This is a genomic window from Peribacillus muralis, from assembly GCF_001439925.1.
Taxonomy (GTDB): Bacteria; Bacillota; Bacilli; order Bacillales; family DSM-1321; genus Peribacillus; species Peribacillus muralis.
On the sequence record NZ_LMBV01000015.1, the window covers coordinates 62,178 to 86,411 of the forward strand.

General features: G+C 36.3%; 22 protein-coding genes and 1 pseudogene. 5 read left to right on the forward strand and 18 right to left on the reverse strand.

The genetic code is table 11. The features are described from left to right. Window positions 1-9: 9 nt before the first annotated feature. Entirely contained in the window at window positions 10-1,335 is a 1,326-nt protein-coding gene (gene xylA, locus ASU00_RS16940; RefSeq protein ID WP_057914658.1) for a xylose isomerase, read from the reverse strand. A gap of 258 nt (window positions 1,336-1,593) precedes the next feature. On the opposite strand from xylA, the gene ASU00_RS16945 reads away from it, so the two are divergent. Both ASU00_RS16945 and ASU00_RS16950 read left to right on the forward strand, forming a co-directional pair. Then, on the forward strand, window positions 1,594-2,781 hold the full coding sequence (locus ASU00_RS16945; RefSeq protein WP_057914659.1) for an ROK family transcriptional regulator: 1,188 nt from the start codon (window positions 1,594-1,596) through the stop codon (window positions 2,779-2,781). Between the two features lie 187 nt (window positions 2,782-2,968). Continuing rightward, window positions 2,969-3,529, forward strand: a complete 561-nt coding sequence (locus tag ASU00_RS16950; RefSeq protein ID WP_057914660.1) for a maltose acetyltransferase domain-containing protein — start codon at window positions 2,969-2,971, stop codon at window positions 3,527-3,529. 1,199 nt (window positions 3,530-4,728) lie between these two features. Here the strand turns inward: ASU00_RS16950 and ASU00_RS16960 are convergent. The 11 genes from ASU00_RS16960 to pheA form a co-directional block, all read right to left on the reverse strand. Continuing rightward, the gene (locus ASU00_RS16960; RefSeq protein ID WP_057914662.1) at window positions 4,729-5,487 is read right to left on the reverse strand and encodes an HpcH/HpaI aldolase family protein; all 759 of its coding nucleotides are present in this window, start codon (window positions 5,485-5,487) and stop codon (window positions 4,729-4,731) included. Window positions 5,488-6,121: 634 nt separating this feature from the next. Beyond that, complete coding sequence (locus ASU00_RS16965) at window positions 6,122-7,321, reverse strand: MFS transporter (RefSeq protein ID WP_057914663.1); 1,200 nt, start codon at window positions 7,319-7,321, stop codon at window positions 6,122-6,124. A 79-nt stretch (window positions 7,322-7,400) separates the two neighbouring features. Then, window positions 7,401-8,048, reverse strand: a complete 648-nt coding sequence (locus tag ASU00_RS16970; protein WP_057914664.1) for a class II aldolase/adducin family protein — start codon at window positions 8,046-8,048, stop codon at window positions 7,401-7,403. 4 nt (window positions 8,049-8,052) lie between these two features. Then, window positions 8,053-9,360, reverse strand: a complete 1,308-nt coding sequence (locus tag ASU00_RS16975) for a four-carbon acid sugar kinase family protein (protein WP_057914665.1) — start codon at window positions 9,358-9,360, stop codon at window positions 8,053-8,055. Window positions 9,361-10,027: 667 nt separating this feature from the next. Continuing rightward, window positions 10,028-10,486 (reverse strand): cupin domain-containing protein, encoded by a 459-nt coding sequence (locus ASU00_RS16980; protein ID WP_057914666.1) that lies wholly within the window; start codon window positions 10,484-10,486, stop codon window positions 10,028-10,030. Between the two features lies 1 nt (window position 10,487). Further along, on the reverse strand, window positions 10,488-11,123 hold the full coding sequence (locus tag ASU00_RS16985) for a cupin domain-containing protein (RefSeq protein ID WP_236712761.1): 636 nt from the start codon (window positions 11,121-11,123) through the stop codon (window positions 10,488-10,490). Window positions 11,124-11,446: 323 nt separating this feature from the next. After that, window positions 11,447-12,325 (reverse strand): DMT family transporter, encoded by an 879-nt coding sequence (locus ASU00_RS16990; protein WP_057914667.1) that lies wholly within the window; start codon window positions 12,323-12,325, stop codon window positions 11,447-11,449. A gap of 133 nt (window positions 12,326-12,458) precedes the next feature. Continuing rightward, window positions 12,459-13,475 (reverse strand): LacI family DNA-binding transcriptional regulator, encoded by a 1,017-nt coding sequence (locus tag ASU00_RS16995; RefSeq protein ID WP_057914668.1) that lies wholly within the window; start codon window positions 13,473-13,475, stop codon window positions 12,459-12,461. A 170-nt stretch (window positions 13,476-13,645) separates the two neighbouring features. Then, window positions 13,646-14,719: an ester cyclase gene (locus tag ASU00_RS17000; protein WP_057914669.1), complete on the reverse strand. Its 1,074-nt coding sequence runs from the start codon at window positions 14,717-14,719 to the stop codon at window positions 13,646-13,648. A gap of 96 nt (window positions 14,720-14,815) precedes the next feature. Next, entirely contained in the window at window positions 14,816-15,985 is a 1,170-nt protein-coding gene (locus ASU00_RS17005; RefSeq protein ID WP_057914670.1) for an ester cyclase, read from the reverse strand. A 197-nt stretch (window positions 15,986-16,182) separates the two neighbouring features. Beyond that, on the reverse strand, window positions 16,183-17,007 hold the full coding sequence (pheA, locus tag ASU00_RS17010) for a prephenate dehydratase (RefSeq protein WP_057914671.1): 825 nt from the start codon (window positions 17,005-17,007) through the stop codon (window positions 16,183-16,185). A 601-nt stretch (window positions 17,008-17,608) separates the two neighbouring features. Here pheA and ASU00_RS17015 point away from each other — a divergent pair. The 3 genes and pseudogenes from ASU00_RS17015 (at window position 17,609) to ASU00_RS24640 (ending at window position 19,692) form a co-directional block, all read left to right on the forward strand. Continuing rightward, window positions 17,609-18,316 carry an IS6 family transposase gene (locus tag ASU00_RS17015; protein WP_057914672.1) on the forward strand — a complete coding sequence of 236 codons (708 nt, stop codon included), beginning with the start codon at window positions 17,609-17,611 and terminating at the stop codon, window positions 18,314-18,316. Window positions 18,317-18,390: 74 nt separating this feature from the next. Beyond that, window positions 18,391-18,828 (forward strand): amidohydrolase family protein, encoded by a 438-nt coding sequence (locus tag ASU00_RS17020; RefSeq protein WP_057914673.1) that lies wholly within the window; start codon window positions 18,391-18,393, stop codon window positions 18,826-18,828. 631 nt (window positions 18,829-19,459) lie between these two features. After that, a pseudogene (locus ASU00_RS24640) lies at window positions 19,460-19,692 on the forward strand (CD3324 family protein). A 473-nt stretch (window positions 19,693-20,165) separates the two neighbouring features. On the opposite strand, the gene ASU00_RS17025 reads toward ASU00_RS24640, so the two are convergent. The 6 genes from ASU00_RS17025 to ureE form a co-directional block, all read right to left on the reverse strand. Next, entirely contained in the window at window positions 20,166-20,780 is a 615-nt protein-coding gene (locus ASU00_RS17025; RefSeq protein ID WP_057914674.1) for a PadR family transcriptional regulator, read from the reverse strand. Between the two features lie 72 nt (window positions 20,781-20,852). After that, on the reverse strand, window positions 20,853-21,566 hold the full coding sequence (locus tag ASU00_RS17030) for a HoxN/HupN/NixA family nickel/cobalt transporter (protein ID WP_057914699.1): 714 nt from the start codon (window positions 21,564-21,566) through the stop codon (window positions 20,853-20,855). A gap of 71 nt (window positions 21,567-21,637) precedes the next feature. Next, complete coding sequence (locus ASU00_RS17035; RefSeq protein WP_057914675.1) at window positions 21,638-22,462, reverse strand: urease accessory protein UreD; 825 nt, start codon at window positions 22,460-22,462, stop codon at window positions 21,638-21,640. A gap of 1 nt (window position 22,463) precedes the next feature. Next, on the reverse strand, window positions 22,464-23,075 hold the full coding sequence (ureG, locus tag ASU00_RS17040; protein ID WP_057914676.1) for an urease accessory protein UreG: 612 nt from the start codon (window positions 23,073-23,075) through the stop codon (window positions 22,464-22,466). 18 nt (window positions 23,076-23,093) lie between these two features. Beyond that, on the reverse strand, window positions 23,094-23,783 hold the full coding sequence (locus ASU00_RS17045; protein WP_057914677.1) for an urease accessory protein UreF: 690 nt from the start codon (window positions 23,781-23,783) through the stop codon (window positions 23,094-23,096). Next, window positions 23,776-24,231, reverse strand: coding sequence for an urease accessory protein UreE (gene ureE, locus ASU00_RS17050; protein ID WP_057914678.1), 456 nt, complete (start codon window positions 24,229-24,231; stop codon window positions 23,776-23,778). The genes ASU00_RS17045 and ureE overlap by 8 nt, the downstream gene beginning before the upstream one ends. Window positions 24,232-24,234 lie beyond the last annotated feature (3 nt).

Genomic DNA, 24,234 nt, shown 5'->3' on the forward strand with positions numbered 1-24,234 from the left:
ACATACCCTTTATTCACCGGCATAAGCTCTTAATAAGTATTGATTAATCGTTGATTTTATTCGCTCTAATTTACCAGATTCATTCTTAATTTCAGTTAGGCCTAATGCATATTCTTCTAATTGACGAAGATTTGTATTTCCATTAACAATTTCTAAACCGATACCTGCTGTATAACTCTGATACCGATCTTCTACGACATCATCAAGTACTTCGTCATCGATTAATTTTTGTGCCACTTTTAAACCAACGGCAAAGCTGTCCATTCCAGCAATATGAGCATGGAATAAATCATCCTGTTCAAAAGAACCACGGCGCACTTTTGCATCAAAGTTTAACCCGCCACGGCCAAGACCACCATTTTTCAAAATTTCATACATAGCTAAAGTAGTCGCATATAAGTCCGTTGGAAACTCATCTGTATCCCAACCTAGCAATGGATGTCCTTGGTTAGCATCAACAGAACCGAGCATTCCATGAATACGTGCATAGCGTAGTTCGTGCTCGAATGTATGTCCCGCTAATGTAGCATGGTTAGCTTCGATATTAAATTTGAAATCATTGTGTAAACCATAATGTTGTAGGAAGGCATATCCACTGGCTACATCGAAATCATATTGATGGGAGGTTGGTTCTTTTGGTTTTGGTTCAATTAAAAATTGAGCATCAAATCCAATTTCCTTCGCATAATCAACTGCCATATGGAATAAACGGCCCAAATTATCTAATTCTAATTTCATATCTGTATTTAATAGCGTTTCGTATCCTTCACGTCCGCCCCAGAAAACATAATTTTCTGCACCAAGCTCTTTTCCAACTTCTAATCCTTTTTTTACCTTTGCAGCAGAATAAGCAAATACATCTGCATTATTAGAAGAAGCAGCACCATGCACAAAACGTGGATGAGTAAAATTGTTCATTGTATTCCAAAGCAATTTCGTCTTGCTGTCTTTCATATAGTCCTTGATCATGGATACAATCTCATCTAAGTTTTTATTGCTTTCTCTTAAGCTACTACCTTCTGGCGCAATATCGACATCATGAAAGCAAAAATATGGGATATTCAGTTTTTCAAAAAATTCAAAAGCTGCTTCCACTCGAGCCTTTGCTAGGTCCATTCCCGTAAACTTATCCCACGAACGAACCGCCGTTCCTGTACCAAACGGGTCTGATAAATCTGCCGTAAATGTATGCCAATAAGCCACACCGAAACGTAAGATTTCCTCCATCGTTTGATTTCCCACTTTTTCTTCTGGATTATAAAATTTAAAAGCTAACGGATTAGTAGAAGTAGGTCCTTCATATTTAATTTTGTCTATGTTTGAAAAGTAACTCATGAATAAAACTCCTCTCAATGTAAAAACGAATTTAATTGATTACAAAGTTTGTTTATCGCTTAAACTAAGTTTAATACAATACACAAACGCTGTCAATCTGATTTTATTTTCAAAAAGATAGAAAACCATCATATATTACGGTAAAATTATAATAAAGATTTCACAAAAATATAAACATAATTTAATCATTAAACTAACTGCAAAACAGTAAATGGATACCACATAGAATCTAAGCAAGGTTGCAGAGGAGAAAAAACGATGAGTTCATTGCGCACAGGTGACCAAAACCTGGTCAAACAAATTAATAAATCAATTGTCTTCCATACCATTCAACATAAAGCTCCGATTTCGCGCGCACAAATTTCCAAGGAAACAGGTCTAAATAAGGCCACGGTTTCTACAATGGTAGCAGAACTAATAGAGGATCATTTTGTCTATGAAATTGGAGAAGGACAATCCAGTGGAGGTAGAAAACCAGTCATGCTTTATCTAAATAGTCATGCTGGCTACTCCATAGGAATCGATTTAGGTGTCAACTATATCTTAGGGGTCCTTACCGATCTAAGCGGTAATATTACTGAAAAAATTACAAATAAATTACTTAATACCGACCTATCTTACGTCACTCAACAGATCTTTTCGATCATTGAATCCTTAATGGAGAAAGCGCCAAAAAGCCCCTATGGAATTATTGGTATCGGAATTGGAGTCCCAGGGCATGTGGATCCAGATGATCACATCCTATTTGCTCCAAATTTAAAATGGGAAAACATAGATTTTAAAAAAATCATCGAGGAACAATTTCATATCCCAACGAAAATTGAAAATGAAGCAAATGCCGGGGCACACGGAGAACAACTATATGGCGCTGGAAAAAACGTCACCAACCAAGTATATATCAGCATTGGGGTTGGAATTGGAACCGGGATTATTATGAACCATCAGCTCTATAAAGGGGTCTCTGGAATATCCGGAGAAATGGGACACATGACTATTGATGCAAATGGAAGAAAATGTCCTTGTGGAAACCGGGGATGCTGGGAATTATACGCTTCTGAAAGCGCCCTTATAAGATCAATCCAACAAGAAGAAATAATGGATGAAAACAGTGAAGAATATTTAGATCTTCTTCTAGAAGAAGCAAAAAAAGGAGATCCGAAAGTATTACAATTACTGAATACACAGGGCGAAATCATCGGAATTGGAATCGTAAATATTATTAACACCTTTAACCCAGAAGTCATCATTATTGGAAATCGGATGGTACAATTTAAAAATTGGATCACCAATCCCATTGAACGTACGTTGGAAGAACGCCTTTCGCTTTACCATAAATCTAGTACGGAAATCCGTTTTTCCATTTTAGGTGACTACTCAACCGCCCTAGGAGCTTCTTCTTTTTCCATAGCAGGCTTCCTTTCAGAGAAAAAAATAATAGATGCATGAGGTTCTTTATGAGGTTCTGGTGCAAAGATTGGATTTGTTTAAAAAAAGCATATAGATTCCTAACTGAATATCTTTTTAGGCAGCGATTCCAAATAGTTTATAGATGATTTTCAAATGATATATTAAAAGTGTATGAAGTTTGACAACCAAAAGTAAGATATGATTAAACACAATAAGGAGTGCACCCATGAGTACAGAAAAACAAAAAATGTTAAAAAGTGATTTGTACCAAGCTGGTGATCCACAACTAGTAAAAGAACGGGAAAACGCTCGAAGATTAACTAGACTATACAATCAAACATTTGAAACAGAAGATAATAAACGCACAAAAATTTTAAAAGAGCTTTTTGGTTCATCAGGAGATGAAATATTCATTGAACCAACTTTTCGTTGTGATTATGGCTATAATATACACGTAGGTAATTGTTTTTATGCTAATTTTGATTGCGTATTTTTAGATGTATGCGAAATAAAAATAGGTGATAATTGTTTCATCGCACCAGGAGTTCATATCTATACAGCTACTCACCCTTTAAATACAATGGAAAGAATTTCCGGAGCTGAATATGGGAAGCCAGTAGAAATTGGTAATAATGTGTGGATTGGTGGAAGAGCCGTTATTAATCCTGGAGTAAAAGTAGGTCATAATGTCGTTATCGCTTCTGGAGCAGTAGTTACAAAAGATGTTCCTGATAATGTAGTGGTCGGTGGAAATCCTGCTCAAATAATTAAGCATATTAAAGTATAAATAACCTTTTGTCAGTATTTTGAAGTTTCAATAAAAGATTTTTTATGAAGAGACAACCCTTTGAATAAGAATCTTTCTCTCATCACTATCAATACTTATATATTAGTTAATATATATAAGAACTTCCCTAAACCCTTAGTATGGGACAAGAAAAAGTACCTCTTATGTCGTATAGATTTTCTATATCACATGAGAGGTATTTTTTTATGGGAACAAGATTTCATTACCCAGCAGAAGTAGAAGGGATTTCAAATAACGAGATCTTAGTGACTTTAGGTATTTAGAATGTTAAACAAATAAAGACCTGGATCCAATGAAATAGGAATGGTGAAACTCATCATTGAACAACCAGTCGGAAAACAATATTCCTTCTCTATTGGGGAATTGTCAGAGGTAGAGTCATTAAAATTAAGGGTTAAACAACTTGAAGTGCAAAATGAATTATTGGAAAAGTTAAACGGGATCTCAAGAAAATAAGAAAAAAGGAAATCGTAGAATATTGAGTCTTTAAAAGTTAATTATCCTCCGAGAAATGTTGGAGTTCTTGGAATCCCCAAAAGTAACTATTACCGCTGGAAACTAGAGTAAAAAGAAATAATTTCCATAATCAAACCATTAGTAAGAAACATAAGGGTGGTATGGTTATCGACTTGTAACAGCTAAATTAAATGTTAGGAAATTGATTCAGTTACCTAGTATTTAAAGAAAAAAATGGATGACTTTACAAATACTGTATAGTCATCCATTTTGACTGGTTAAGATAACGTTAAAATGTTGGCGGTACCCCAACTAAAATTGAGCTCCTTCTACAAAGTGATCATGGAATATGAAAGTAAAACTAAGGGATAAGTGTTCTTCCCCCCATTATATATGAAAACTATCTGACGAACACTAGAGGTGCAACCCTGTCATTAGGCTATTAAATTAGCCAATTTCTCTCTGAACCAATCTTACAATGTATCATCGGTTCGTTAGCATCTTGTCAGATTGCAGGAAATCCCCTTATTTATCCCAGGCGATTATTGGTATATACCGTCTTCGGAATTTTAATTTGTTATTGGGAAGAGAGTTTCCTCTACCTTAACCAATTACTTCGCGTATTTTTGCAAATGTATCGAATTTTTAAATATTATTGTGGGCCTTTTTATTGTACAAGGTCACAAAACATCCTTTTTTAAATAAGCTTATACAAAAGGATTTCACAAATATTCTTTAGAGGCTGTAACGACGTTGGTAAAGGCCGTGGAGATCACAGATGTACTGACAGTTAAAACATAGGATGCTCCTCTTTGCAGTCCCTTGCATACACCATCTACGTTCCCACCAACAGTTCCGATCGAAACCCCCATTTGACGACCTTTCTCATATAATTTACCGATAACCTCCTGAACATCCGGATGTTCAGGCCCCTCTTTATATCCCATGGTGACCGATAAATCAGTAGGACCAATAAAAGCCACATCTATACCGGGAACGCTCATAATTTCCTCAAAGTTTTTCACCGCTTCAGGGGTTTCAATATGAATAATGATTAACGTTTCTTGATCGGATGCATCCAGAAAAGGTTTTCCAGCTACCTTTCCATATTTGGCTGCACGGTGCGAAAAAGCAGCACCTCTTACACCTAAAGGAGGAAACTTTGCTCTTTTAATCAAATTTTCTGCATCTTCTTTCGTATTAATCATTGGAACTTGAATTCCTTTGGCCCCTCGATCAAGCGCTTTCTGAATGCTTGAAGGGTCGTATGATACACGTACAATCGGGACTAAATTAACGGATTCAGCAGCTCTTATCATGTTCTCTATTTCCGAATGACTAAAAGCTCCGTGCTCGTCATCGATCACCACAAAATCAAAACCCGAATATCCTATCATTTCAACAATTGAAGGGGAATAAATCCCGACAAATACCCCTACTACTTTTTCCCCATTTGTGATTCTTTGTTTTACTATGTTCATTTTGATTACCTCTCTCCTAACTCTCAATTTCAACGACATTAATTGAAGGACTTTTCCTCTACATGCTCTATAATCATTTTATACAAAGTATAAACCAAAATTTATTTGAATTTTCTTAATTTAATTTTATTGCTGGTGCTACATCTACAACAACCATGACTTACTAATAGATATCTATCATTTCGAATCCTGACTGTTTAAATAACAATTTATGGCTGTTTCTCTTCCAGATTAAAAAATTCATCTTATGTGTTTAAATAATTTTGCTTTAATACGGCAATACCGTCAAAAACGTTCCACTCTTCTATAATTTTTCTTTTCGGACTAGTAAATGGCTAATGCCGAGTTTCTCAACTGGTTTTCCACTAGGATCACCAAAATAGCCGATGCCTTCATGAAGACCTTGAAGTCTCCATCGGACCGCAACATCCTATTCATTTTCGGAAAATCTTGGTGCATGTAATTCAATCAATTAAAAATAATGAACTTGGGAATGAAGCGAATAAGCTTATTAACATTCCCTGAATTTGATCGTAACCAATTAAATCCTTACTAGAGTTTATCTTGATTAATCACTGTTTTAGTTTTGTTATTCATTATCCTCTGATATCGTCATTCTATTTTAGCCCCTTCTTTAAGTACTAAGTTCGTTCGTTTCGACCAGATTTTCGCTCATTTTTGGTTTAATCAAAACTTTTGTTAATACGGCCGCAAAGCATGAAAAAATGCCTATTATTAAAAAGCTAAATTCTCTCGAAAAAGACTCTATCATTATTCCCATAATCAATGGGCCGAAGAATATACCAAATGAATACACACTTTGGAATAAGCCCATTCTAGTAGTTTGCTTTTGTGCTGGAGTATTCGCGATAATTAACGACAGCAAGACCGTGAGATTTAATCCAAATGCAATACCTGCAATACCTTGTAAAATAAACAGTGAAGTAAGATTTGGCGCATAAGGTATCAAAATAGCAATGACTCCTTGTAAGAAGAAACCTAATGCTCCGGTTCCCACTAAGCCAAGCCTCTTATAAAAAAACATTCCACATAGGGCGGCTGCGATACCATATAAAATAAGGTGTGTATTGGCTAGCCAACTAATAATAAAAGGATTCGCTCCTAAATCTATTGCAACTAGAGGAGTAAAAGTATCTCTCGTTCCATACAAAACCATATGTGTAATAATTGAAAGTACCGAAAGGACCCAGAGACTTTTATCACTAAATTGTTCAACTAAAATATTTTTATCAAATTTAATTTTAACTTCAGAAACTTTTTCTTCTTTTAAAAAGAGGGTCAAAATAAATGCAATTGCCGCAGCAATAACTGCAACGAGAAAACTAGATGCATAGCCGTAATTGGTTGTTACTAGCCCTCCTATAGTAGTTCCGATTAAAGAACCTACTGGTGATGCAACAGCAATGATAGCTATAGCTCTCGCAGTTTCGCTTTCTCTAAAATAGGAGGCAAACATCACAGTATAAATCACCCAGGTAGAGCCTGTTAAACCATCTGAAATTTTCCCAATATATAGAGTGGTAGCGTTAGGCTCAATAAAGGCAATTGTCCAAGGGACAATTGTAATTAAGAGTCCAATTTGTATAAACACTTTGCGTTTAAAGAATAAATCGGATAGTATTCCAACTGGTAGTCGCGTAAACAAAGAAGCTAAACCTGCAGCTCCTACAATCCCCCCTACTACTGTAGGAGCTATTCCCAGTTCCGTTGCATAAGTAGAAATAAATGGATCAAAGGCTGAAATGCTTATAAAAAATAGTAAGGTAACAATAAATAATAACACAACATCTGGTCGAAATTGCTTTTTACTCAATGTATCACCTCATAAATAGAATATATTTAGCACTGCTTTCAAACCTAGCTACTTACACAAGGACTTGTGTAAGTACTAACTATTTTCTATCGATTGAGAGAGGTTTATAAATTCCTCTTTCACGAAAGTCTTCAACCATTCTATCTGATATTTTATTTAGCTTAATGCCACCCATTTTTGCTTCTACAATCAGTCGACAAGCCATTTCTAAGGTTTCAAGTCTCATTATGGCATCACTAAAATTCTTATCGAATAAAATGACACCATGATTCCTCATCATAATAATGTTTGCATCTAACGCTTTCTTCTTTACCACCTCTCCCAAATCTTCACTTCCTGGATGAAGGTAGTCCACATAATTGATGTTTTCGAGATAGTACATTGTTTCAATAAACAACTCAGAATAGATTTCAATTTCACTACATGCGCATAATGTAACATAAAAGGGAGAAGAGTGTAGGATTACTTGTGCATCTTGACGTTGTTGATAAATTCCCTTATGCATAGGAATTTCTTTCGAAGGTTTTCGTTCTCCTTCCCATCCCCCTGTATGAATATTACATTTCACAATATCGGTTTCTTTAAAACCTCCCATAAACGTACCAGAGGCTGACATAATCATGTGACTATCGTCAACTCGAGCACTCAGATTCCCGGAGGTACCCCAAGCTAATTGATGTGCTAACAAATAATTCCCCGTTTCAATCAGTTTCTGCTTGATATCCATGTATTTATACTCCTCTTTGACATTGTTCTAAATATTGTAACGATTGTTGTAAAAAATCTTCTTTTCCAAAACTTCCAGACTTTAAGATAAGAAAAATCGGTTTCTCATTCAAGGAAATACATGAGGAGACACCTTGGTCAATTTCATCTACGATACAGACTCCATGAATACCAAGCTTTTTACAAATAGCGTTTGACGTATTTCCTCCACAGGTGATTATTTTTTTTAAATTTAATTCATTGACTACATTGTATGATATTTCTGCAAGAGCTTCCGACACTCTTTCCGAGCTTTCTACTTCATTTAGCCTCATATATTTATAGCCGTTCTCACGAGTCGCTTTTATTCTTTCAGATGAATAAGGAGTTCGTAAAATCACGTTGGTACCTTTTTTAAGGAGTTGGATACATTGTTGACTCACTCTTTCAATTTCAGCTTTGTATTGTTTTGAAGTGAAAAGGATTTCAGAATTAAGCGTTAAATTAACAGCATCTCCTTTTTCAACAATATAATCGATTTGTTTTTTCATCTGAGGCATTAAGCTCCCGCATGGTATAAATGTTCCAACATCTTCTTCTAAGTCAAGTCCTTTTAGGTGATCTATTTTCTCCTTTCTGGGCCAATATTTAGGCAGATATTTTCCCATGACTGCACTCCCACAAATTATAGGGAAATTCTTAATTGCGTCAGCAATCGTTTCTAAACTTTCATCAGACTCGACGTCCAAAATCACATAATTATAGTCGTTTTTCATAGATTCAATTTCTCGCTTTAATATATCAGTACCTTTACGAATTAGTGTATTTGAAATGGCACCTACCCTTTTTACTGTCTGTTCTTGTAAAATATCAATCAGATTATCCTGTTGCATAGGATGAATCGGATCATTTCGAAACATCGATTTAGATAAAGGTTCGCCATACACATAATGGATCGAATTCATGGTGGTCCGACCAGTTTCGGGATACCCTAGTACTACAATTGAAGAATTAATACCTAATTCGTCTTGCATGGCATCGAATTCAACACCTATGTTTCCTCGAAACACAGAACAGGTTTTGTTATAAAATTGCGTACAACCTAGTTCTTTTAGCTTTCTAGTTGCCTTACGGGCTTTCTCATAAGCATCATTTTTCTTGTCGAACCTACTATTGGTGTCAATAATGATGACATCACTATCCACGTCATACAGATCATCGATAGTATCATAGGAAAATATTTTCACTGTATAATTCCATTTTGCAATTAAAACCCCAATATCACTTGAACCAGTAATGTCATCAGCAACAATTCCTAGCAAGGCTTTTCCCACTCTCTTCGAATTATTTTAATTTTTTTCCAGTTACGTTAATAATCAGTTATTGAATCCGGTTGTTCCATCGTGAGCGTCCCGAATGGCTTTTGCCGTTTCTTCGTATATCGCCAAGATACAAACATCGCATCTTCCCTCCTGTCAAGAGACACGTGTCTGACAAGAGTTTTACGGTAATTTTAACAATGCTCCTGACCTGTTTGTTAATGCTTTCAACTGACGGTTATGAGCACTCTTCCCCACATCTTCCACCATCCCGAGGATCATTGAGGTGATACTTAAATATTGCTGCAGGCTTGGATTATTAAGGTTAGGTAGAGAATTTTTGGATAATTTCACGGAACCGGCCGCCAGCGCATTCGGCAAGATATTTCCAAAATTTCTCTTTTTTTGCTTCAGTAGGGGGATAAGGGCTGGTGTCAAGCAGTGCCAATCGAATTATTCGTTCCCCACCGGTTAGACGTATGATTTCTAGGGCGACCATCCCTCCTAGGAATAGGGCCGGGCAAGGGCAAACCTGTCCGGCGCTATCTCAATTATGGAAGCAGCGATTCCAATGGGATCTAATTTCGTATTATAACCACTATAACTTGAACCAAATCTTTAAAAAGTTGAGAATGATGCCTCCAGAGTTTCTTATTACAGGAATCCAACTAATTGATTACTATCATGTTTGATTCTCTCCAATTCCATGTGGCTCTTGAATGACAAACATCCAACCCTCTTCGGTTCCTACATTCTCATAACCGTACCAAAGATCTGATGGAATCGAGATCAAATCCCATTCTTCAATTACCATTTCACCCTCAATCGTCTCCTGATCGGTTCCCCAGTAAATTCTCCATTTTCCGGACATTGGGAAAAGGGCAGCGACGTAATCATGTACTTGTGGTTTCATGCCTGTACCCGGAAATGCATGAACTTTGACAATTTGGAAATTATGCGAATCCTTAATTATGCCCTCATATTCAGGATGGTTTCCACTTGTGTCGCCGATGAGTAAATACGATTGTGAGTTTTGAGAATTTTCCTGATTTGATAATTCCTTATGTCGTACGATCCAATTCTTTTCTATCTCTTCGGCAGTCCGTTTCGGGTAGGTAGTTTCCGGTAACATTGCAGCCATCTTATTTTTCCTCCTTAATTCCTGATTTTTTTTCCGTCATCATCCGAATAACTTTCTCGTACAATTCCCGTTCCATTTGTTTGAAGTTATCGGGTTTGATCATTTTTCCGTTTTCGTCGGACTTCATCCCCAGCTTCTCGGCTTCTTCTACAACAGCTTCCGGCCAATAAGGATCCTTGGCTTCAAACACGGGATGATCCTCTACCACTGCGAAGATCCAAGCTTCCTTTTCTGTGATATTTTCGAACCCGCGCCACAACCCCGCAGGTAATGTGATAAAATCCCAAGGTTCAATAATCGTTTCCCCTTCGATTTCGTCAGGACTGTTCCCAAAGTAAAACCGCCATTTGCCTGTTAGTGGCATAAAAGACTCAATATAGTCATGCGTATGATAAGCGGGACCGCATAATTGTGGCGCCTTCACCATCCCTACATGAAATTTGTGAGGTTGTGTTAGAAAAGGCTTGTAGTCATCATTTTCGCTCGCTGTAGCTCCGATTAGCGAATAATTGATTCGGTAATGACGATCTAGGCTACTGTCGATAAACATCAAAGGCACACCTTCAGTTTGTTTTAACTCCTTATGCCTAATGATACGCTTTAGCATTTCTTCATTTGCCGTCATTGCTTGATTCATTGTATTTCTCTCCCCTTCTTATTTTTTTAGCATTCCTTTATATGCATGTCCTAGGAGTGCAGTATAAAATAAAAAACAAACTAAATGTAACGACGATTAAATGCAACTCTATGTTTGTTGGTAATTCCCAGAATTATTGAATACGAATTATTGAATACGCTTTCAAAAAGTTTAATATTGAATAACTAAGCAGCTCAATCCGACAAGTTTCTCTATTTAGGGATTCCATAGCTTAGAGATTACTAGGTAAAAAATTGAGCTGTATTCTATTTATCAACTTTTCCTTTCAAACTTTTAAATAGATTCTAAATATATAATTTGACCTATACTGGCTTTGGTTGTTTTTGTACAAGAATAATAGAAGCAAGTACAAAAAGGATGCCTCCCAACTGCCAAATTGTAAGTACTTCTCCAAACAGTAGAAGGCCAACAAGTGCTGCGACAACTGGTTCGATTGTTGCCATAATTGATGCGCGACTTGATTCAATATGGGATAACCCATGAGTATATAGTCCAAAAGCCAATACAGTCGGAAATACCCCTAAACCAATGCCATACAGCCATACTTTAGTGTTGTATAATAAATGCACTGCATCCCATAAATGGCTCGCCGGAATGATTGCTACACTTGCAAATAGGAAGGTATACGTGATAGTTGTCAAAAAAGAATACTTGTTAAGCGCAAATTTACCAAAAATGCTGTATAATGCATAACCAAACCCTGAGCCCACGCCTAAAAGTAAACCGGGAAAAGAAATTGAGTTACTATGGTTAGGCACTAAACCTATAACAAATGCGCAACCCAAAAATGTCATCAATAATGCGATCACTTTTCGTTTCGTCAGCAATTCTTTAAAGAAAATTCTAGAAAAAACCGTCACAAATGCTGGCCCAGTATAAAGTAGAATAGTAGCAACGGAAAGAGATGTTTCTTTAATGGCGGAAAAAAAACACCAATTAAAGAAAACAATGCTGAATATTCCTGTCCCAATAAAGTATTTTCCATCTAATGGTTTAATAATCAAAAGAGATGGATTCTTAATGAGAATATATATTAATAGAATAACAGCTGCCGTAATGACCCGAATTGCTACTACTTGAATCGGTGTAAGACCCTGACCGTAGAGTTCTTTCACAAACAATCCAATAATTCCCCATAAGGCGGCACCGATTACGACAGATAAATAAGCAAACTTTTTCATCTCTCTTCTTCTCCACTCTGTTGAAAAAACTTTGCGACTACGATAAACCCGGCAACAACTTCTCTCCTTAAATATATTTGTCAATCTATCGCTTTCAATATGCATTAGCAGCTGATTGAAATCTTTATGACTTTTAATTAGCACGTCCCGTAGTTTTACGAATAATTAGTTTAGGCTCTAATACTACTTGAATAGGCATTGATATCGATCCTTTTCCTTCTATCAATAGAAGTAGTTTTTCTAAGGCAAGTGAAGCCATTGTTTCTTTCTTTTGCGAGATGGTAGTAAGACCAATGTATTGGTTGGATGAGATGTTGATATCATCAAACCCTATTACAGATACATCTTTTGGAACCTCTAAATTATGGTTAGCAGCAGCATCGAGGATTGCTAGCGCCATTTGATCGGAGGTTACAAAAAAGCTGGTAGGCTTATCTTTACTACAAAGGAGCTTATAAGCAAATTGGTATATTTCTCTATAAGAAAATTCTCTGTCATAGATTAATCTTTGATTATAAGGTATCCCATATTCCCCTAATGCTTTTTTGTAACCTATATCTCGTTGGTGCAGTGTTAAGAACTTTGAAGGGCCCGATATATATGCAATATTTCGATGTCCCAACTCAACTAAATGTTTAACCGCTATATACGCCCCTTTTTCATTATCTAAGACGATAAAATTCGCATGATTACCCTCAATGCTGCTATTATATAAAACAACAGGAAATTGGGCTTCATAGAGTTCCTTAATTTTTTTACTGTATCGGTTTACAGCTGCAATAATTATTCCATCAACACGTTTTCCAATGAGCATTTTAATCGATTTTTCTAAATTATCATCCTGATGATTTGTGTTGCAGATAATTACATCGTATTCCAGCTCTGCAGCTTTTCCCATAATGACCCCTGCTGATTCAGCGAAAAATGGATTGGTAATATCTCCTATGATTAGACCGATGGTCCTAGTTTTTTTCTCAGCAAGACTCCTCGCTATTTCATCTCGTGTAAAACCTAATTCTTCTATTGCAGCCAGGACTTTTTTCTTAGTTCCTTCCTTAATATGAGGAAAGTTGTTTAACACTCTTGAAACTGTCGATTGTGATACTCCTGCTTTTCTTGCTACATCATAAGCACTTACTCTACTCTTCATATTTAAACCTCTCATAAGCCCAATATTTATACTAAATGCATTAATTAATTGAATCCGCATTCAATATAACACAAAATTACCAGTTGTTCAAAAAGACTATAGATCATTACTTTAAATCTGTTTGATTGAACTTCTACAGGTCTTTATTGGGCTTATCCTTCTTTAGAAGTTTAAGGTCTACAAAGCTGTTTCATTAAGTTGAACTCCCCATATTCTGTGTACTCTTCAACAAACTTTCCATTTTTAATAATATAGTTTGAGATACCCATAATGCGTACACGTTTTCCCGTCGGAGCTCCATAACGGCTTGGCCCGGTGTTGGTTCCGATAAATGACCATCGAACAGCGGCCTTAAAGCCCTCTTCTTCATTACCCATCCAATATAAGTCATCTATATGCATTGAGGCATCTGGGAAAGCTGCAATTCGAGCAATAATATCCTGTTTTAGATCACCAATTCCATACAATTCTCTATCAGAAGCTGTATGGCATAGATAATTTTCTGCATAATACTCATTCACTTTTCCAAACATCCGCCAGTTCCAAATTTCATGGGTAGAACGACGAATAAAATCCTCAACAACAAACCCAGCAGTTGCTTTTGGTGGAAGAACTTTTGGTGGCGCCTGACCAATTAAACGTTCTACTTGGCCACGCCCATCACTTTCAATAGCAGGTGGGTCTTGAGAAAGTTGCTGTGCTAAAACTTCATTTACATCAAGACCCAACTGACGAATGAGACTTAATTCATTATAAGCAACCCATTCTTCAATTATTTTTGCATCTTTCACAACACAGTTAGCAATACCACTTACAACAACTCTCTTCCCTGTAGCAGGACCGTAAATGCTTCTGCCAGTGTTAGTAGCAATCCATGTCCACCGCATGGAAGTATGGTAACCATCTTGATCATTTCCAGTCCAAATTACATCTTCTACATAATCGCGAATATCTGGAAACGCTGCCATTTTTGTCAGCGAATTTGTAATGACAATATCTCGGCCAAACGTTCTACCATCTGAAGTATGGACCTGAGTTGTAGGTGTATAGTCACGATAAATGTATCCAATATTATTCATGTCCCATATTGAATGCGTACTACCTTTAATATAATCCACAATATTTGTCCACTCTGAGAAACCTTCCATTGTCTGAGTCTTTTTTTGAATTGCATTCTCTAGTGTATTTGTCGCTGTTGCCGTCTTTCTCTCAGCCGTTACGACTGCACTTTTTTCCTCTGCCATATTAATCTACCTCCATAATTCGTAATATCTGTGTTATTTTCAACCGTTATATTTCGGATAAATACGCTTTACCTTTCTTTTGCGTGACATCCTAGATTACCCCCTCACCTCCTTATATAATAAATGAGGAGTCATTCCATTTACGGTAGTTAATTCATCTTGTAAGGAATGAACCTCCGTTTCATAAATGTGGGAATCCTTTTCTTTTTCAGACGTCCTTAGCTGCTGCATCAGTCCAAACTCACTGTAATGAGTCCATTCTTCAACAAACTTCCCTTCTCTAATAATATAATTTGTAATTCCTGCTAGGCGAACCTTCTTACCCGTAGGTGGTCCATACTCTCCAAAACCTCCGTGGTTTCCCAGCAGTGTCCAGCGCATAGAAGTTCGAAATCCTTCCTCCTCACTTCCCATGCAGAAAAAGTCATCAATGTGAATTTTTGTATTAGGGAAAATAGAAAGCCTAGTCAAAATGTCTAACTGATATTCATGGCTTTGCTCAAGCTCCCTGTCACCCGGGCCATGGTAGCGAAAATCCATACTGTAATAGTTTTCGATGTTACCGATTAGTCGATGATTCCAAATATCTTCAATGCTTTTTCGAACAAAATTTTCTACATGAAAGCAATCTTCATCTTGAACTACTATTGAGCGAACCTGTCGGTCTACCCTTCGTTCAATATTTCCCACCTCTGGTTCTATAGGCTTTGCTAGCAGCTCGTACTTTTCCATAGTTTTAATGATTTCAAATGGAGATAAATCCAGCTGACGAATTACGCTCAATTCATCATACTGAATATAGGCTTCAGTTGTCTGGCCGTTTTGCCATTCATCAGCCGCAAGATTGTTATTGCTAGAGTCTAATTTTACGACACTGTTCGTTATTCCAGTGATGCAAATCTTTCTACCTGTCGCCAAACCGTATTTGCTCGATCCCGTGTGATGAGCGATTATTGTCCAACGTACGGATGTTTTATAGCCATCCTGATCATTTCCGCTCCAGACTACGTCATCAATTTGTATGCGTGTATCTGGAAAAGCAGCCAAGTGATGAATTGAATCAACAACAACCTGTTCATTACAGTGATATGGACAATGAGAGTTAATAACACCCACTATGTTGGGCGCACAATATTCATATATTTTCCCAATATTTTTCTTGTTCCAAATATCGTGGGAGGTTTGTTTAATATATCTAACAATATCAAAATTCGTTGTCTTTTCTTCTTGCACTCTATCTCTTGTCGAATTATACTGTTGATTCATTTCCCATCCTCCTTTATTGAATGCGCATTCAAAGTATTAGCAAGTATTGAATGCGCATTCAATATTTAAATAGTTTTTGAATACGCTTTCAATAAATTACTTATATCGTAACATAATCCAATTAAATTGCAATGTTTTTTTACAAATTTACTCAATTCTTGCAGTTGTTTACAAAAAAGGGTTTAGCCTAGTACTAATTATAACTGAGTTGTATTATAACTTCCTAACACATGAACATAATGTCCGAAAGTCTCAAGGATAGTAATAGCTTTATTTGTTTGAATTTCATGTAAACCAATTTCCGCTTCAATAAAAAAGTGGTATGTTCCCAATTTTTTCTTAGTAGGACGAGACTCAATCCAAGTTAGATTGATAGAAAGAGCAGTAAATACATTCAAAATTGTAGATAATATACCCGAATGATCTTCACAAGGGATAATTAACAACATAATTTTATTTTTATTTTGTTTGATGTCTTCATTGTGTTTGCTAACCACCACAAATCTAGTATGATTTTCACTATTATCCTGAATAACACTTTTTGCAATATGTAAATTAAATACTTTTGCCGCCAATTTGGACGCAATGGCTGCAACATCTCTTCTTTCTTGTTTCTTTAAAGCCTGAGCTGCTGATGAAGTGCTATCAAAATACCTGCTTTTCACTTGTGATTTTCTAATGTATTCCTTACATTGAGCAAGGGCTGGATAAATAGACCATACCTCACGTATGTCATGCAATAGAGTTCCTTTAGCTACTAGGAGGTGCAAAGAAACAGGAAAGATTACTTCGGCTTCTATAAACAAATTATGTGTCAGCAAACCATCTGCGGTGATATTGATAGTACCTTCAATGGAGTTTTCAATTGGTACAAAACCTTTATCAGCCTTTTGTGCACCAACAGCTTCAAGAACATCTAGAATAGTATCACATATATACCACTCTATATTATCTGCGGTGAAGTGTTGCAATGAAGCTTCTTCCGAGAAACTTCCGTGTGGACCTAAATATGCCACTCTCATTTCTCCTAACCCCCCTTTACTATTCATCTCAGTATACCACTACTATCCATTCTTTCGTGAAAATGAATTCTAATTGCAACACAGAATCTTTCTCAGAAATCCATACTCATTGGGTACCACCACATGCCCACCAAGCTAAGGCAAATTATTACCCCCAAACGAAAAAGGGCTATCTTTTCTGTAATATGATAGAAAGGATGGTGCTTTTTGATTGAGACCCCTCCGGACTTATTAATACACCAGTTGAAGTCTCTAGACAGCAACATAGCTGAGTTAAGGAAGTATTCGCTACCTTAAAAACTTTGAACCACATCTTTTATCTATTTTGTCTGCTTATAAAAGTCCTCATCCTCGTTATAGATATTTAACAGCACAGAATGGGTTCAATTAAATGATATGCATTTTCGTCACCATTTGAGACAAAAGAAAAGAATGGATGAATGGTTTTTGATAAATAATAAATCTTAACATGTGAAGAATAAAATTTTGGAGGAGTTCAATGCTTTATTAGGTTCTGGTGCAAAAACTTCAAGACAATTAAAATTAATCTCTAAATCTTGGACAAACTGGTACTATTACTCTAAAAAGGGGTGTAGTTGGTATGGAGAAGGAAAGTTTGTTCAAATGGAAGCATTATCAGCCTAATATTATTTTGTTAACGGTTAGATGGTACCTACGGTACAGCCTTAGTTTTCGTGATTTGGTGGAAATGATGGAGGAACGCGGTTTATCCATGGCTCACACAACCATTATGCGTTGGGTTCATCAATACGGACCTGAATTAGATGAGCGAGTACGGCGTCATCTTAAGCCAACCAATGATTCTTGGCGAGTCGATGAGACGTATGTGAAAATCAAAGGTCAATGGATGTACCTATATCGTGCCGTTGATTCAGAAGGAAATACGATTGATTTTTATTTAAGCAAAACAAGAGATCATAAGGCTGCAAAGCGCTTTTTCAAGAAAGCTTTGCGGTCTTTTCATGTTTCAAAGCCCCGTGTTATCACAGTAGACAAGAACCCAGCCTATCCTATTGCGATTGAAGAGTTGAAGAAAGAGAAAAAGATGCCTGTAGGCATCCAAATAAGGCAGGTGAAATATCTTAATAACATTGTGGAACAAGATCATCGTTTTATTAAAAAGAGAGTTCGTTCGATGTTAGGATTGAAATCTTTTCGTACAGCTAAATCTATTCTTTCGGGAATAGAAGCGATGCATATGGTTAAAAAAGATCAACCTCATCAACGGGCAAAGTATGCCCAAAATGAGGTTGAATTCATTCATAAGTTGTTCGGAGTAGCTGCTTAATCTCAAAGTTAACAGGATATTACCATTCTATGTTTCTATTGCATTAATTTTGCACCAGAACCGTTATACCTTCCATGCAGCCTGTCCATGCGACTTCCGATAAAAATATGGCTGAGGATCGAGTTGGACCCGAAAGAATAAAATATTCCTATGCGTGGCGAAAGGTTATTGATGCTGGATCACATATTATTGGAGGTTCAGATGCTCCGGTTGAGTTGGTCAATCCTTTTCATGGATTATATGCGGCTGTCACACGTATGGACCGTGAAGGGAACCCAGATGGAGGCTGGTATCCAGAAGAGAGTATGACAAGAGAGGAAGCCCTTAAAGCATTTACAATCTGGGCGGCGGAAGGAAGTTTTGAAGAAAAAATCAAAGGCTCGTTGGAGATAGGGAAATTAGCTGACTTTATAGTAATTGATAAAGATCCCATGAAATGCCAAGAAGAACAATTGAAAGACATTCAAGTACTTACTACAGTATTAGGTGGAGAAGTTGTATATAAAAAATAGTTTCAACAAAAGAATCTTTTGAGACAGCTGATCACATCAGCTGTCTTTTTACTATGCATTCATATATTCAGGTGCCTGGTGTATTAGATAATAAATGTCGAAAGGTCTTTCCTCAAAGAAATACAAAAAGACCACAGTAACTTCACGTTGTAAGATAGAGATACCTGACAGGGAACCCCAAACTTTACATTCCAAAAGAGGAGAAGAAGAAAAGTCGAGGGTTTTTAATTGAACAATACCAGTTAATATCAGCTTTTTGTTTATTCAAGAAAAGGGTGCATTTCTTAAATAAGAAGTTGCTCTTCATGAATTGGGCCAATTAATTAAATACGGATTATTGAGCTAACGGAAGTTATTTGAATACGAAAGAATATTTTTTTCACCAGTGCCATTGTTAGAAATACTAAGACTATATTTATTTATAATAGGAATTATCATCAAATAGTTGGGGAGGTGATGAAAATGGCGATCAAGATTAGAATGCTGGATTCCGCAGCGCTCAATCCAAAGCCTGATATCAGGAAGGCGACACTTTGCATGGGGTAGAATTTCTAAAAGATCGCCTAAGTAGGCTTTTCCGATATATTGGTTTTCCACCTTATTTGGCTATAAAAATAAGGTGCTGACAGGTATGGCATATTTAAAAGCAACGGCTATTTCACTTAAAAAATTGATATCAGGAATTCAAGAGTATGTTCAAGAGAAACAATATACATTCCTAAACCTAAAACCTCTCATCAGAGATGGGGTACACGTTCAGGAACAAGAAAGCTGATCGATGACAGCAACGCTTCTATTAAAAGAGAATTTAAAAACGGCAGAACGATTAATCAAATAGCTGATGAATATCACCTCTCCATTTAAACGATTCAGGTTGTAGTTTACAAGTTAGACCTTCTAAGCCGTTCAACTAAGCACCTTTATTTTATATAATTGATTTACAACAGGCAACTTTATATTAATTACTAAAAGATGAACAAATCAAGTAAAACGTTTGATTGTATTCATGATATTATCAATTAAGCCTTTTTATAATAATCTAATTTAAAACTCTTTCTATAATAATTCAGTACTTTAAACTCATAAGTTATGATACCGTTTTTTAGCAAAATCAAAAAGCCGATTTCAAATTAGAAATCGGCATTATAAAATTTCTTTATTCAACTAAAGCCCCATTAATTCAAAAAAAATTAATAATGGGAAAAAATCAGAAGTTATGTTAAAAGTTCTTTACCTGATGGTAAATAGACTGTATTGTAAAATTACAAAGGATTAGACGTCTGTAATTTGATTTTCTATTCATTAATATAAACCAAACAAGGTTTTTCAATTAATAGTCAGATGACCAATACTACTTCTTCAACTAAATTACCGAACATCCTCGCACTAACGCATAATATAGGAATGTTTAAGTTCTTATTCTTTATTAGATTTAAAACCCATTGACACCATGTCTTTTCCTCTTTGGCTAGTCTAAATTTCCGGTTAAATAAGATGTATCGACCAAAGTTTTTTGACATCGTACCTAGTTCTTTATTTTGTTCTAATTCTGCTATCTTTTTTGATAGATAAGTCAATGTTTCTTCTAAATTTGAAATTCGATCCTGGACTAATTCCATTGAATTTTCTTCTCCCATCATCCAAATTGAATAAATCTTAATAAGAAATTCATCTCTATTAATGGGGTCAGAAGGAGATTTAGCAAGCCACTTTTGTAGGGTTTCTTTTCCTTTTTCTGTAATTGAAAATATTTTTTTATCGGGTTTTCCCGTTTGGTCTACACGCACATGTACCAGAAGGTCTTTCTGCTCCATTTTGGTTAACATAGGATATATTTGACTATGTTTTACTGGCCGTACTACCTCTAGATACTGCGCTAATTCGTATCCAGAACAAGGTTTTCGACCAAGGGCACCGAGAATTGCATATCCAAGAGTATTTATAGTATTCACCTCGCCCTTTAAATTGTGGCAACCCTAAATTGTCTTAGTTGCCACCGTTAACGGTTCCATTTGTATCAAATCTTAGATCCACAGGTTAAATAAACCCTCATTGACACCTAAATTATACATATAGTACACACCAAAAACAATACTGATGACACCTGTTGTAATTCCTAGTGATCTACTCATTGTTTTACGCTTCTTGCTCAATACAAATGGAATTCCAATAATCGTTGTAAAGAAAAGCATACCAATAACTGTTCCTGCGCCAAATATAAGGATATAAATGGCCGCTTCTTCCACATTCTTGACTGTACTCATGGTTAATAGAACCATAGCACCACTACCTGCCAAACCATGAACTAGGCCAATTAACAATGATTCTAAATACTTTGCCTTTTGATGCTGGTGTTTATGGTTATGTTCACCACTATTTTGATGGGAATGAACATGTTTATGATTATCTCCATCATGTTGATGATTATGTATATGGATATTTTTGAAAGAAAGAATCGTTTTAACTCCGAGATAAACAAGCATGATTCCTACTAAAAATTCTAAAGACATTGCCCACTTATCCGGTATTTCTCCCTTCATAAGAATAAGAATAATACCGAAGATGAATAATGTTATAGTGTGACCAATTCCCCAAAATACTCCTGCTAAAGAAGCGTTCCATAACTTTTTGCTTTGACTTGCGATTGTTGATACAGCAATTACATGATCTGGTTCAATCGCATGCCTGATCCCCAAAATAAAACCTAGTGCTAAAACTGAGAATAATGTAAATTCCATAAAGATTCCTTCTCCACCTATCTTCTCTAATTTAAACCCAGCAACCGTATTCATTGCTGGGTTTTGGGACATTAATATTTTCTTAAAAAACTCGGGGTTTTGTTAAACCATTCTTGGCTAATTATGTTATGAAATTCAGAAAATATTCTTTCAATGGTTTGTGTCCCATTTGCTAGTACCCTTACAGTAAAACCTGGTATGGGCAATAGTGATAAGCCTATTTTATATTCCTTTGTCTGGTTAGGAACAGCCTCATATAAACGATCAAGAAGGTCATGATCTGTTTTTTCGTCCACTACAATCATGGAGCCCAAATGAGAATAGCCTTCCATTAAACCCAGGCCATTTATGTTTTGCGTAGCAGGACTTAATTTTATATGATCATATACGACCAGTTCATTTTCCATATAGATTTCATTTATTAATTGAAGTTTATCATAACTAAACTTTTCTCCACCAGGAGACCATCCAGGGGTAATGATATCTGAGTAAAGGAGTGTACATCCTTTTTCCATATGTATCATATTTTTTTGTTTATATCGTGCATCTTGATAACCGATAAGCGGATCGGGAATATATTCTAGATAACTGCCTTCCTTCAGGTTAAACTCTGCTTCCTGATAAGCATGTGAATTAGGTGTCTTATATATTTTAGTTGCCGATTGGGTTGTTAACGTTAGCTTCGCTTGTTTCTCTAATGAAATCTTCATTTGATAGCGATCGCCATCTAGATAGCCTCCGCCCGGATTTAAAATATAATAACAGACTTGTCCAGATTCATCATGATAAATGGGACGCATGACTTTATACGCTCCTTGGAAATACACATTCTTTGCAACGGTCTTTCCATTCCTTTCCTCGGCACCCAAACGCAAAACTCCTGTCCAGTCCTCCATCTTACTCTAGTCCCTTTAATAGTGCATTTTTCTTAATCCAGTCAATGACTTGATCAAGACCTGTGTTATTTTTTAAATTTGTAAAAACAAATGGTTTGTCCCCACGGAAAACCTTCGTGTCTGATTTCATGACATCTAGGCTTGCCCCAACGTAAGGAGCCAAATCTATTTTATTAATGATAAATAAATCAGATTTGATCATTCCTTGCCCGCCTTTACGTGGGATTTTTTCCCCTTGAGCAACGTCAATAATATAGATCGAAAAGTCAACAAGTTCAGGGCTGAATGTAGCAGCCAAGTTATCCCCACCACTTTCCACAAAAATAAGCTCAACATCTGGGTGCTTTGCTTTTAATTCATTAATGGCTGCAAAATTCATAGAAGCATCTTCACGTATTGCCGTATGAGGGCACCCACCTGTTTCTACACCTATGATGCGATCTGCAGGAAGTACCCCATTTTGTATTAAGAATTTAGCATCTTCCTTTGTATAAATATCATTCGTTATAGCCGCCATACTAATTTCATCTTGCAAATGACGGGTTAACTTTTCAACTAACATTGTTTTTCCTGCCCCAACAGGGCCTCCTACACCAATCTTAATTGGTTCCATTACTAACACTTCCTTTTATTAAGACATAAAAATACGAATATTCACACGTTCATGTTTCATCTGAGATAGCTCTAGACCTGGAGAAACAATCCCAAAGTCTTCTTCATCTAAACTCTGAATTTTTTGTGTTGCTTTGGTTAAAGCACCCTGAAATTCTTGAATCGTTTTCTGACCAGCCGTTTGCCCTAAAGGGATCGCACGCACCGCATTTTGTACAAGACTTGCGACGGTAGAATACAAATAATACAGAGTTGTTGTTGAATTGGGAACTCCCAGATGATGACCTACAATCGTAAAAACAATTGCTGAATGACCAAATGATTGCTTTTTATTAATACGCTCCCGATATTTTGAAAGCATAGGTATAACATATAGAGATTCAACAAGGTTTAACATCCGCTCACCTATTCTTTGGGTTCCTTCTCTCGTTTCACGCGGCAAATTTTGAACCATCAGCATACGATCTAATTTCCACACTTTTTGCAAATCTTCTTTTTCTAGTGCTTCATAGACAAGGCGAGAAGCAAGCCCGTCTGAATAGATGAGCTGCTCGTGTACATACGCCTGAAGCCATTGTAAGAATGTTGCTTGATCATGGACTTTACCTTCTTGAATATAGCTTTCAAGCCCATATGAATGACTAAAAGACCCTATAGGAAAATTGGAATCACATAGTTGAAATAAAGACAGAATATTATTATTATTCATGGCTATGTCCGATATGGCGAAATGCCTGTTTTACCTTTCTATCTTCATGTTTATAAGGAATCTGCAGGCCTTGAAGTAATTCCTCTACAAGGTAATCATACTGAACAAGCATATCGTTTTCTTCAAATTGGGCCGGTAGATGACGATTCCCTAATTGATGGGCTATTGTTCCCATTTCTTTTAAACTGCGTGGTTGGATTACTAATAAATCATCCGATAAAACATCTATTATGATTAGACTTTTATCATCCATATGTAGAACATCACCAGCAACAAGGTCGCGCGGATCTTTTAAACGTATACCAATTTCCTTACCATGATCTGTCGTCACTCGTTGAATGCGTTTCACTAAATGAGTGCTTTCGAGATAGACTTTTTCAATATGACGTTTTTCGATTTCTTCTTTTCCCATTTTTTCAATATTTGTTACGATTTGTTCAACTATCAATAC